The sequence below is a fragment of the Pseudomonas sp. EA_35y_Pfl2_R111 genome, assembly GCF_963970955.1.
In the GTDB taxonomy this organism is placed as follows: Bacteria; Pseudomonadota; Gammaproteobacteria; order Pseudomonadales; family Pseudomonadaceae; genus Aquipseudomonas.
In genome coordinates this window covers 179,540-191,367 of record NZ_CAXAOM010000006.1, presented here as the reverse complement: position 1 = coordinate 191,367, position 11,828 = coordinate 179,540, and the positions used below count along the sequence as shown (strand labels likewise).

The following is an 11,828-nucleotide window of genomic DNA, read 5'->3' as shown; positions in this document are numbered from 1 at the left end:
ACAGCACCAGGCAGGATGCTCGCGCTGATGTGTTCGATTACATCGAGATGTTCTACAACCCAAAACGCCGGCACGGTTTCAACAACCAGCTGTCGCCGGTAGAGTTTGAAAAGCGCTATTTCCAGAGGCTGGAGAGTGTCTAGAAAACCTGGGGCGATTCACCATCTGTTTTTCGTCGAACCAGAGTTCGGCGAAGTCCCGAAAGGTCGGCACTTTCAAATCCCCACGCCCAGCCTTAAGCCTGCTGATTACCTTAGCTTGGCTCCCTGACGGGAAATACTCCTTGTAATCAAAGGTACCGAGGGTGATCTCAGCCTCGATGCGCTCGAGGAGCTTTAGCAGTTTTTTACGGTTGGCCGGCGTGTCGGCGAGCGTGGTTTGTTCTCGACACCGCTTGCCCAGATAGCGGAAATCAAAGAACAAATTTCCCGTTTCTTTTCGCGCGACGATCTTACCCATGGCAAACACCGCCATTGGCCATCGGGATGCCGAAGCCATTTCCGCGCGAGAATTTCACCATGTCGCGCTCGACAGCCTCCCAGATGAAAAGAATTTTCCGACCACCGAAAGGGCGGAAGTAATGGATGCCTTCCAGCAGCACTGAATCCTTCAAGCGATTCCGGATGGTCCGCGCGTCGTATTTGATGCGCTGAGACAGCTCATCTGTTGTCAGATAAATTTCACTCATTTCTCTCTCCAGACTCAAATGAATCAAATATGAGCTTATTGGCTCGAATGTGATAATAACGAGTCATTTGAGACTTTCAAGCTGTTTTTGACTCAAATTTGAGTCGAATGCAAAATGAGTGACCTACCTGGGCAAGGTCACTCACCATGATTCGCGTGATGTTCAAACAGCAGTTGGACGAGAAGTCCTTCAGAGAAAAGCGGCGAATCACCCTTCAAGACGTGAGTGATGCCACGGGCATTTCGAGAGCCACGCTGTCGCGCATAGCCAACACGCCTGGCTATAACACCTCGACGGATCACATTGATCTGCTCTGTGAGTATCTGGGGTGCGAGTTGGGCGATTTACTGAAGCGAGTAACTGAGTTACCTGGAGAGGCTGAGTAACGCCTTGCGCGTTACCGCTCATAAAAGCCATTAGTGTCTACCAACGCCCTGCTGATAAGGGCAGTGGTCAAAATGGTGTCGATACATCCCGAGTGCCAATTGGGTTGGGCACAGAATGGACACATTTTGGACACATGAAAAACAAAAGGGCCTAGGTTTTCACCTAAGCCCTTGTTTTATATGGCGCACCAGGCGGGATTCGAACCCACGACCCCTGCCTTCGGAGGGCAGTACTCTATCCAGCTGAGCTACTGGTGCAGCGCGGGCGCAATCATACGCATCTCGCTGGCGGGCGTCCATGCTGCTTCCTTGTGCGCAATTCTGAACGGTATTCGCTCATTAGCTGTCAGTCCATATACGGCGGGTGAATAAGCGCAATATTCCGTTAATTTTTTCGAACAGACTCTTGCCCTTTACCCCTCATGACCCTAGGATTCGTTTGAGATTTCAAACGCTCCTGCTCAAACTGTGTGCAATTCCGGATGTTGGTCATCCGCAAGGCATGCATCGGTGGCAAGGACGTACACACTGAACCTACGCGCGCCGTCTTTGCGGCGCATCCACGCGCAAGTGCCGATACCAGGGTGTCGGAATTTAGGAGACTGCCATGCAACTGAAAGACACCCAGCTGTTCCGTCAGCAGGCTTATATCGACGGCACTTGGCTGGACGCCGACAGCGGCCAGACCATCAAGGTCAACAACCCGGCCACCGGCGAAATCATCGGCAGCGTGCCAAAGATGGGCGCAGCGGAAACCCGTCGCGCCATCGAAGCCGCCGACCGTGCGCTGCCGGCCTGGCGTGCCCTGACCGCCAAGGAACGCTCGAACAAACTGCGCCGCTGGTTTGAGCTGCTGATCGAGAACCAGGACGACCTCGGCCGCCTGATGACGCTGGAGCAGGGCAAGCCGCTGGCCGAAGCCAAGGGCGAGATTGTCTACGCCGCTTCCTTTATCGAGTGGTTCGCCGAAGAAGCCAAACGCGTGTATGGCGACGTGATCCCAGGCCACCAGCCGGACAAGCGCCTGATCGTGATCAAGCAGCCGATCGGCGTGACTGCAGCCATCACTCCGTGGAACTTCCCCGCGGCGATGATCACCCGTAAAGCTGGCCCGGCCCTGGCCGCCGGTTGCACCATGGTGATCAAGCCGGCTTCGCAGACACCATTCTCCGCCCTGGCCCTGGTTGCTCTGGCCGAGCGCGCCGGCATTCCGAAAGGCGTATTGAGCGTAGTTACCGGCAGCGCCGGCGATATCGGCAGCGAGCTGACCAGCAACCCGATCGTGCGCAAGCTGAGCTTCACCGGCTCCACCGAAATCGGTCGCCAGCTGATGGCCGAATGCGCCAAGGACATCAAGAAGGTCTCGCTGGAACTGGGCGGTAACGCGCCGTTTATCGTGTTCGACGATGCCGATCTGGATAAAGCCGTCGAAGGCGCGCTGATCTCCAAATACCGCAACAACGGCCAGACCTGCGTGTGCGCCAACCGCCTGTACATTCAGGACGGTGTTTACGACGCCTTCGCCGAGAAGCTGGCCGCCGCGGTGGCCAAGCTGCAGATCGGCAACGGTCTGGACGAAGGCACCACCACCGGTCCGCTGATCGACGACAAGGCCGTGGCAAAAGTGCAGGAACACATCGCCGACGCCCTGAGCAAAGGCGCGCGCCTGCTCACCGGCGGCAAGCCGCACGCACTGGGCGGCAGCTTCTTCGAGCCAACCATTCTGCTCGACGTGCCGAACAACGCTGCAGTGGCCAAGGAAGAAACCTTTGGCCCGCTGGCACCGCTGTTCCGCTTCAAGGACGAAGCCGACGTGATCGCCATGTCCAACGACACCGAGTTCGGTCTGGCCTCGTATTTCTATGCCCGTGACCTGGGTCGCGTGTTCCGTGTGGCGGAAGCTCTGGAATACGGTATGGTCGGCGTTAACACCGGGTTGATCTCCAATGAAGTCGCGCCGTTCGGCGGCATGAAAGCCTCGGGCCTCGGCCGCGAAGGTTCGAAGTACGGCATTGAGGATTACCTGGAAATCAAATACCTCTGCCTGGGTATCTAATCCTGGCGAAGTAGCAGTAACCCCGCCGAAGACGCACGAGAGCGCTGCGTCTTCGGCTTTTATATGGACATACCTTGTGGCCGGGCGTGCTGTGACAGTCGATCATCGAATACTGCCAAGCCGCCGCCGGTGACACATCCTTGAACCACGCCGAGATTAACCGGCGAATGAGGACATCATGAGCAAGACCAACGAATCCTTGATGCAACGCCGCACCGCTGCCGTTCCGCGCGGCGTGGGCCAGATCCACCCGATCTTCGCCGACCGCGCAGAGAACGCCACCGTAACCGACGTTGAAGGCCGTGAGTTTATCGACTTCGCCGGCGGCATCGCGGTGCTCAACACCGGCCACCTGCACCCGAAAGTGATTGCTGCCGTGCAGGAACAGCTGACCAAGCTGACCCACACCTGCTTCCAGGTGCTGGCGTACGAGCCTTACGTCGAGCTGTGCGAGAAGGTCAACGCCAAGGTGCCGGGTGAATTCGCCAAGAAGACCCTGCTGGTGACCACTGGCTCCGAAGCCGTGGAAAACGCGGTGAAGATCGCCCGTGCCGCCACTGGCCGTGCTGGCGTGATTGCCTTCACCGGCGGCTACCACGGTCGCACCATGATGACCCTGGGTCTGACCGGTAAAGTCGTACCTTACTCGGCCGGCATGGGCCTGATGCCCGGCGGTATCTTCCGCGCGCAGTACCCGTGTGAACTGCACGGCGTGAGCACAGATGATGCGATCGCCAGCATCGAACGCATCTTCAAGAATGACGCCGAGCCGCGCGATATCGCCGCAATCATCATAGAGCCGGTGCAGGGCGAGGGCGGTTTCTACGTCGCGCCGAAAGACTTTATGCAGCGCCTACGCGCGCTGTGTGATCAGCACGGCATCCTGCTGATCGCCGACGAAGTACAGACCGGCGCTGGCCGTACCGGCACCTTCTTCGCCATGGAGCAAATGGGCGTCGCCGCTGACCTGACCACCTTCGCCAAATCCATCGCCGGCGGTTTCCCGGTGGCCGGTGTGTGCGGCAAGGCTGAATATATGGACGCCATCGCCCCAGGCGGCCTGGGCGGCACCTACGCCGGCAGCCCGATTGCCTGCGCCGCAGCCTTGGCCGTGATGCACGTGTTCGAGGAAGAGAAGCTGCTGGATCGCTGCAAGGCTGTTGGCGAGCGCCTGGTCACGCGCCTCAAAGCCATCCAGACCAAGCACAAGGCCATCGGTGACGTGCGCGCCCTCGGTGCGATGATCGCCGTCGAGCTGTTCGAAGGCGGCGACCTGCACAAGCCAAACGCCGCCCTGACCGCCGCTGTGGTGGCCAAGGCGCGCGACAAGGGCTTGATCCTGCTGTCCTGCGGCACCTACGGCAACGTGTTGCGCGTGCTGGTACCGCTGACCGCTGAAGATGCTCTGCTCGACAAGGGTCTGGCGATCATCGCCGAGTGCTTCGACGAGCTGGCCTAAGCCCGCAGCGTTAACACAGCAATAGAAAGACCCGCTTCGGCGGGTCTTTTGCGTTAGGCATTCAAGCGCCTATTCAACCGCGCACCACGAACTGCTCAGGCCAGTATCTCGGCCAGCAGATCGAAGACGATGCGGATACGCCGTGCAGTACGCAGCTCGCGGTGGGTGACCAGCCAGATCGGCAGTTGAAAAGGGCTGACATCCTCCAGCACGCGAACCATGCCCGGGGTTTCCCGCGCGATCTCCTCCATGATTGCGCCGATGCCCAGTCCCTGACGGACCATTTCCCAGTAGGTAACGGAGTTGTCTGCATAGCTGCGAAAGTTCGCGCTGCTCAGCAGCAGACCCACGGCGTGCAGGTGATGCAGGTAATGGCCGGCGCGGTCCAGCCCAATAAAGTCGTGTTGTACCGCCTCCTCAGCGGTACGCGGCACGCCATGCTCGCGCACCCAGCTTTCGGACGCATAAAAACAGGCAGAACTCTGCCGCACCAAGCGACCAATCAGCTCCGGTTGTTCTGGGCGGACATGGCGGATGGCAATGTCGGCCTCACGGCGCAACAAGTCGCTGAAACCGTCCGAAGCGACGACCTCGACCTGGATGCCGGGTGCGGCCTGGCGGATCTGCAGGAGGATCTTCGGCATCAAGTACGCTGCCACCGCGTCGCTGGTGGCCACGGATACCACACCCTCGACCTCTTCCGAGCGCCCGGTTGCGGCCAGGCCCAGCTCGTGCGCCGCCGCGCCCATCACGCGGGCATGGCCCAACAGCTCCCGCCCTGTGGTGGTCAAAGCCATGGCTTTGCCAACCCGCTCAAACAGCGTCACGCCCAGCGCCAGCTCCAGGGCTGCGACCTGGCGGCTGAGGGTCGGTTGCGACTGCCCCAGCTTACGCGCGGCCGCTGACAACGAGCCGGTCTCTGCCGTCTCGAGAAAGGCACGCAACTGGTTCCAGTCGACCTTATCCATACGTAAATGCATATGTTGTCTGCAATTTATCGCAATACCCCGTGGTGATTCGCAAGGATAGCATCCGCACTGTGTTGGCTTTCGCCTTACATCCATGCACAGGACGCGCCCCATGCACACACCCATCACCTCTACCAGTGAACATTGCGCTGCAGCTGCAACACCGGCTGCCATGGCGGACAAGGCGCGTTTCTGGAACCGGATTGCGTGTAAATACGCGAACGATCCGATTGCGGATCTGGCCGGTTATGAGCGGACGTTGCGGCGCGTACAAGCCTTGCTGTCTAAGGAACATGATGTGTTGGAAATCGGTTGTGGCTCGGGCACTACCGCACTGCGTCTGGCTCCCGCTACGCGGCGGCTAGTGGCTAGCGATGTATCCGAGCAGATGATTGCCATCGCATGCCAGAAGCTCGCCAGCCAACCCATGCCGCAACTGCACTTCAGGCTGGCCGACGCCGACGCACCGGCGGCCGAGCAGGGTGCCTACGATGCTGTGCTGGCGTTCAACATGCTGCATCTCGTGACAGATCTGCCGCACGCGCTGAGTTCAGCCATCAACGCCTTGAAACCCGGCGGCTTACTGATCTCGAAGACGCCGTGCCTGAATGAGATGAACCCACTGATCCCCAAGCTGGCCCTGCCGCTGATGCGCGCCATCGGCAAAGCGCCGCCTGTGTTGTGTTTCGACGCCAGCCAGTTACAGGCAGCCATGACCGAGCAAGGTCTGCAAATCCTTTCCGTCGAGCGCCATGGCAGCAAGGGCAAAGACTGGCGGGTGTTTATCGTGGCGCGCAAGCCCGATGCCCCGCCGTTAGGGGCCTGATCAACGCCTGCCTAGCTCGCCCTAACTGACGATTTTCACCACCCGGACCTGCTGGTCCGTCCCTTTGTTGCACCCCCAAAAAACATTGGAGCTTGCCATGTACCTTCGCCCAATCACCGCCTTGACCACTGTTTTACTACTGTCCGGCTGCGCCGCCACCATCAACCAAAGCGGTCTGGAGCAACGTACGGCCCAGGCCATCGGCCAACCCACCGGGCAGTTCACCATCACTGAGCGCACCGAGGAAACCGGCGGGCGCATCAACTACAACGTCAACACCAAGGACGGCGGCACCTACCGCTGCTACATGTACTCGGCCACCGGCTTCCAGAAGGCCATGAGCTTTGGCATGACGCCGCATTCGGACGCTATCTGTACGCCAATGACAGGTACGCCAGCAGCCAGCGGACAACGTAGCAACAGTTCCGGCAGCACCTGCAACGCCCTGCTGCAAGCGGCAGGGCGCTGCTGATTACTTGGGTTTCCCGCTGAGCGCTGGCGCAGTCAAGCGCTCAGCGGGAAGTGCGTTCGCTCGTAGTTATGATTTGCGCGGTCAACTATTTGGATGTTGATGCCATGAAAAAACTGTCCGCCCATCTGCCTCTGCTGTTAGTCCTGCTGATACAGACAGAGGCCGACGCTGAGGGATGCGGAAGAGACGGCACTGCGCAATTGTGAAAAGCCTACGACCAACTGCGGTCTCTATTATTTCGCATTCAGTTATGCCGAAAGCGTGCGCTGATGCGCGCTTATAGATGACGTACCCGTTCGCCCATTGAAGCGTTATATCCGCATAGTCTTCAAACAGAAGGAAAGCACAATGCAAGTACAAAAACTCGTCATCGCTCTATTTGCAGCCATCGCGCTTGCTGGCTGCGCCAGCAGCCAGAACGTCCATATATACACGCCGGAAGAACAAGCAGGGATGACGACGGACGGCGCTATCGCGACAATGCTCACGCCGTCCGAATTACGGGGCCACTTTGAGAATGCTGGCAAGGTTGCCAAGCCAACCGGGCATGTTTCTTACTGCAACGCAGGGGTCATGAGTGGCTCAGCACGAGGTGACGCGCTCGCGACCATTGGTGGTGTCTGTGGTGGCGCGAATCAATTCACCATTGTGCGTGCTGTCCCTATGCTGGACGCAGTGAGCACCGCAGTTGGAACCAGCTGCACGCGCTCCGAGATGATTATTTTCAGATGCGACGGCGTGCAACCTAAGCGCAAGTAACCTTAGGGTGGAATCCACGTAACCAACCACTATCCATGGCCGCAGTAATAGCGATGTAAATAATATTAACGACGGTCAAGGGCGAGCTGCAGCTGCACGTCATCCTGAGCACTGTCACTCAGCTGCGTCAGCGGCTGCGGATGGCCGATGCAGTAACCCTGGGCATAGTCGAGTCCCAGCGCGCGCACGCATTCGAGAGTGGCCTGGGTTTCGACGAACTCGGCCACGGTACTCAGGCCCAGTTGGCTGGCAATCTGCTGCATCGATCCGACCATCGCCTGGTTGATCGGATCGGCCTCGATACCGCTGATGAAACTGCCATCGATCTTGACGATATCCAGCGGCAAATGCCGCAGGTACGCGTAGGAGGCGAAGCCGCTGCCGAAGTCATCCAGCGCCACTTTCAGGCCCAGGCTGCGCAGCTGTTTGATCCATTGCGATGACACCCCCAGTTCACCCAGGGCAACCATTTCGGTCACCTCGATACACAGCTTGTGCGCAGGCAGGTTGTGTCGCAGCAATTCGCTGTGGAGCATCTCGTGGAAGTGCGCGTTAAGCAGCGAGCTGGCAGTCAAGTTGAAGTTCACCTGAGCCAATTGCTGCACATGCCGCGGGTTGTCGGCCAGCCATTGCAGCAGGCGCATCACCACCCAGCGGTCGATGGCGCCGAGAAAGCCATAGCGCTCGGCCGCACCGAGGAACTGCCCGGGGCTGACCCACTCGCCGCTGTGCGGGTCGTGGTAGCGCAGCAGCACTTCGTAACGCAGACCGTCGCTGGCACCCTGCAGCGCCATCACCGGCTGATAGAACAGCTCGAAGTGACCCAGCTCGATAGCCTCACGCAAGCGGGTGATCCATTGCAGCTGGCGTTGATGCTCCAGCAACACCCCATCGGCTGGGTTGAATTGCTGCACACGATTGCGACCCAGGTGCTTGGCCAGTTGGCTGGCGCTGTCGGCCCAGTTAAGCGCGGTTTCCCAGTCGCTGACTCCGCTGTCCAGCTGCAGCAGACCGATGCTGGCCTGCACGCGGAACGGACGACCCTGCCAACTGAAGATGAATTGCTCGACACAGTGGCGCAGGCTTTCGGCATGTTCCAGGGCGGCTTCGCTGTTGACGTCACGCAGCAGCACGGCGAATTCATCGCCGCCAATGCGTGCCAGTTCGGCCTGCCGTGGCAGCTGGTGCAACAGGTGGCTGGACAGCTGGCGCAGCAGCTGATCGCCCGCCGAATGCCCGCAGAGGTCGTTGACCTGCTTGAACTGATCCAGGTCCAGACACAGCAAATGGCTGTAGCGCGGCGTGCCGTGATCCTTGAGGCTTTCACGCAGCAGGCGCTCCAGCTCGCGGCGGTTGAGCAGACCAGTCAACGAGTCATGCGCCGCCAGGTATTGCAGCCGCTCTTCCAAGGCGCGGCGTTCGCTGAGGTCAACCACGATGCCTTCGATGCAATCCTGAGTCGGGCGCAGATGCAGTGACAGGTAAACCCAGTGGCTCTGTCCGTCGCGCCCGTATATCTGGCATTCCTGGCTGATTGCCGGCTGCTCGTTGTGCAGTTGCGCTACCTGCTCAGCCCATGGCTCGGCGCCCAGTAGTTGCTGCATGGACAGCTCGGTGCTGCCGGGATTAAGTCCGAGCAAGGCGGCAAAACTCGGGTTGGTTTCGATCAACGCGCCGCTGCGGGTGCAGCGGAAAATCCCCTCACCGCTGCTGCTGAACAGCGCCTGATATTGCTGCAAATTGCCCAGTGCCTGGGCCTTGCTGTGCAGCAGGGCGCGGCGGATCTGCTCCAGCTGTTTGTCGAGGATGCCGCCAAACAACAGCATGCTCAGTACCGGCAGGTAGGCGTGCATGTAATTGAAGGCCGGCGGCAGCGGAATCACCCCGCTGCGCCCCAGCGGCACCAGCAACATCAGCAGCAGCGCCGAGCTCCAGCACAGCAGGTAGCCAATGGCGTAAGGCCGGCGCTGGCGCACGCCGAGGATCAACAGCAACAGCTGAAACGCGCCGTTGAGCAGGATCAGCACGTTCAGCGTCTGATAGGAGCGGAAGTGGCCGTAGCTGACAATTGTCCAGCCGCACACCAGCAGGGTCGCGGCAAACAGCGCGTTGCGTAGGTGGCGCACACGGCCCAGGTCAAGCTTCAGCGAGCTGGCGAGAAACAGACTGCTGAAGATCAGCATGCCGGGGTTGGCCAGATTGGCCAACTGGGCCGACAGCCAGACCCAATGCGGCCATAACAGGCTGGTAACACCATGCAGGCTGGCGTTGTATAGCGCCACGCTGGCCACCGTCAGGCAGAACCACACCAGCGGCCTCTCACGCAGGGCGCTGTACTTCACCAGAAAGAATAGCGTCAGGCTAAGCAACGCACCGAGCAGCAGGCCACTACGCATCCAGTGTTCGGCCAGCAGTAACGGGCTTTGCTCGGCCGCCACCAATTGCATCGGCACACTCACCGCCGAGCCGCTTTGTACGCGCAACAACAACGTGTGTGGCCCTTCGCCGAGGCGCGGCAGGTTGAGTAGAAAGTGTGGCGATGGCGCGCCGCGCTGGAGGAAATCGCGATGATCACCGCTGTAAAAGGGCGAGATCAGCCGTTCGCGGTCATACAACCAGACTTCGATATCGTCGAGAAAGGGCCGATCAATGATCAGGTCGAGGCGCTCGGCCACCGGCGCATCGAGGCGAAACGCCAGCCACCAGGCGCTGGCTGAATAACCCAGGCGCGGCACGCCATCAACCCGCTGGCCCTCGCTGGCGATACGCTGCTGCACCTCGGCAGCGGTCAAATTGCCGCTGGGGTCTTCCAGCACCAAGCTGGCAGGAACCTCCACCGGCTGCTTGAGCTGCTCGCTGCTGAGTACCAGCAGTGGCAGCTGGGCATGCGCCTGGGCACTGCCCAGTGCAAAGCAGAGCAGTGCAGCCAGCAAGGGAAGGTTGAACAGACGGTGCATCCTGGCGCCTCAATTAACTGCAAGGTGCGCCAAGGCTCAGAGTGAGCACGGCCCGCCTGCTAGGCGAGTGACGCTGAAGAATTTTAGCTGAGAACTGGCAATGCGATTGCGCTGACTGTCTCACCCACGGCCGGTCACAAAATGTTCAGGCTGCACACGCCGAAACGATTCTCCGAGACCAATCCGTAACAAAAGCGCTCAGGCAGTCTCTATAGTGCCTACAGAACGGCCGGCAACACGCAAAGCGTTGCCACGTCGCCAAGCAACAAGGAGCCAACCGTGCACGCCATGCTGCCCCTGCTCGACCAACTGGCCTTTCCGGCAATCCGCCGCGGCCAACTGGAAGCGCTGCAGATCAACCTGACCTACCGCTGCAACCAGCGTTGCCTGCATTGCCATGTGAATGCCGGACCGACGCGCACCGAGGCCATGACCGACGAGAGCCTGGCCCTGCTGCATCAAGTGATCGACGCCCACCCGGTGCATACCCTCGACCTCACTGGCGGCGCGCCAGAGATGCACCCGCGTTTTCGCGAGATCGTTATGCATGCGCGGCGCGAAGGCCTGCGGGTGATTGATCGCTGCAACCTGACCATCTTGAGCGAGCCGGGCTATGAAGACTTGGCGCAGTTTCTCGCCGACCTAGGGGTGGAAGTCAGCGCCTCGCTGCCCTGCTATTCGCGTGACAACGTCGACAAGCAGCGCGGCGATGGCGTGTTCGATGCCAGTATCAAGGGCCTGCAACAGCTCAATGCCCTGGGCTACGGCCAACCCGGCAGCGGTCTGATTCTCAACCTGGTGTACAACCCGCAAGGGCCGAGCCTGCCGCCACCCCAGCAGAGCCTCGAAGCTGATTACAAACAGCACCTGGCTGAAGACTTCGGCATCGTCTTCAACCACTTGCTGACCATCACCAATCAGCCGATTGCGCGCTTTGGCAGCACCCTGGTCAGCAAGGGCCAGTTCAACAGCTATATGCAGCTGTTGCGCGACAGCTATCGCCCGGAAAACCTCGAGCCGCTGATGTGCCGCAGTTTGGTCAGCGTCGACTGGCAGGGCTACCTGTACGACTGCGATTTCAACCAGATGCTCGATTTGCCGCTGGAGCTGCAAGGCCAGCTGATCGGCCGCGAGCGGGCGCATCTGCGTGATCTGCTTAGCGCATCGCTTGCCGGCAACGCTATCGTCACCCGCGACCACTGTTACGCCTGCACCGCCGGACAGGGATCAAGCTGCGGCGGCTCGTTAACTTCCTAA

Annotated in this window: 12 protein-coding genes and 1 tRNA gene; 8 read left to right on the top strand and 5 right to left on the bottom strand. The window is 60.0% G+C overall.

What is annotated here, in order from left to right; translation table 11 throughout:
- The coding region (locus AACY25_RS19980; protein ID WP_339527021.1) for an IS3 family transposase at window positions 1-143 on the top strand (143 nt) is incomplete at its 5' end.
- Here AACY25_RS19980 and AACY25_RS19975 read toward each other — a convergent pair.
- Together AACY25_RS19975 and AACY25_RS19970 are read right to left on the bottom strand one after the other, a co-directional pair.
- Window positions 79-459: an Arm DNA-binding domain-containing protein gene (locus tag AACY25_RS19975; RefSeq protein WP_339527012.1), complete on the bottom strand. Its 381-nt coding sequence runs from the start codon at window positions 457-459 to the stop codon at window positions 79-81. The genes AACY25_RS19980 and AACY25_RS19975 overlap by 65 nt on opposite strands.
- On the bottom strand, window positions 452-688 hold the full coding sequence (locus AACY25_RS19970) for a hypothetical protein (RefSeq protein ID WP_147809416.1): 237 nt from the start codon (window positions 686-688) through the stop codon (window positions 452-454). Before AACY25_RS19970 ends, AACY25_RS19975 begins: the two co-directional genes overlap by 8 nt.
- Window positions 689-834: 146 nt before the next feature.
- Here AACY25_RS19970 and AACY25_RS19965 point away from each other — a divergent pair, with 146 nt between their 5' ends.
- Entirely contained in the window at window positions 835-1,074 is a 240-nt protein-coding gene (locus AACY25_RS19965) for a helix-turn-helix domain-containing protein (RefSeq protein WP_033898926.1), read from the top strand.
- Between the two features lie 181 nt (window positions 1,075-1,255).
- Here the strand turns inward: AACY25_RS19965 and AACY25_RS19960 are convergent.
- Window positions 1,256-1,332, bottom strand: a tRNA-Arg gene (locus AACY25_RS19960).
- A gap of 349 nt (window positions 1,333-1,681) precedes the next feature.
- Here AACY25_RS19960 and gabD point away from each other — a divergent pair.
- Window positions 1,682-3,130, top strand: a complete 1,449-nt coding sequence (gene gabD / locus AACY25_RS19955) for an NADP-dependent succinate-semialdehyde dehydrogenase (RefSeq protein ID WP_339527007.1) — start codon at window positions 1,682-1,684, stop codon at window positions 3,128-3,130.
- Between the two features lie 178 nt (window positions 3,131-3,308).
- Window positions 3,309-4,589 carry a 4-aminobutyrate--2-oxoglutarate transaminase gene (gene gabT, locus AACY25_RS19950; RefSeq protein ID WP_339527005.1) on the top strand — a complete coding sequence of 427 codons (1,281 nt, stop codon included), beginning with the start codon at window positions 3,309-3,311 and terminating at the stop codon, window positions 4,587-4,589.
- A gap of 95 nt (window positions 4,590-4,684) precedes the next feature.
- Here gabT and AACY25_RS19945 read toward each other — a convergent pair whose 3' ends face one another.
- Window positions 4,685-5,569, bottom strand: coding sequence for a LysR family transcriptional regulator (locus tag AACY25_RS19945; protein ID WP_339527004.1), 885 nt, complete (start codon window positions 5,567-5,569; stop codon window positions 4,685-4,687).
- Between the two features lie 100 nt (window positions 5,570-5,669).
- On the opposite strand from AACY25_RS19945, the gene AACY25_RS19940 reads away from it, so the two are divergent.
- From AACY25_RS19940 to AACY25_RS19930, 3 genes are all read left to right on the top strand, one after another.
- Window positions 5,670-6,383, top strand: a complete 714-nt coding sequence (locus tag AACY25_RS19940) for a class I SAM-dependent methyltransferase (protein ID WP_339527002.1) — start codon at window positions 5,670-5,672, stop codon at window positions 6,381-6,383.
- A gap of 97 nt (window positions 6,384-6,480) precedes the next feature.
- A complete protein-coding gene (locus AACY25_RS19935) occupies window positions 6,481-6,855 on the top strand; it encodes a hypothetical protein (protein WP_339527000.1) in 375 nt (124 codons plus the stop codon).
- A gap of 348 nt (window positions 6,856-7,203) precedes the next feature.
- Entirely contained in the window at window positions 7,204-7,614 is a 411-nt protein-coding gene (locus AACY25_RS19930) for a hypothetical protein (RefSeq protein ID WP_339526998.1), read from the top strand.
- Between the two features lie 65 nt (window positions 7,615-7,679).
- Here the strand turns inward: AACY25_RS19930 and AACY25_RS19925 are convergent, their stop codons facing one another.
- Window positions 7,680-10,571 carry an EAL domain-containing protein gene (locus tag AACY25_RS19925; RefSeq protein ID WP_339526996.1) on the bottom strand — a complete coding sequence of 964 codons (2,892 nt, stop codon included), beginning with the start codon at window positions 10,569-10,571 and terminating at the stop codon, window positions 7,680-7,682.
- A gap of 288 nt (window positions 10,572-10,859) precedes the next feature.
- On the opposite strand from AACY25_RS19925, the gene arsS reads away from it, so the two are divergent.
- On the top strand, window positions 10,860-11,828 hold the full coding sequence (gene arsS / locus AACY25_RS19920) for an arsenosugar biosynthesis radical SAM (seleno)protein ArsS (protein ID WP_339409661.1): 969 nt from the start codon (window positions 10,860-10,862) through the stop codon (window positions 11,826-11,828).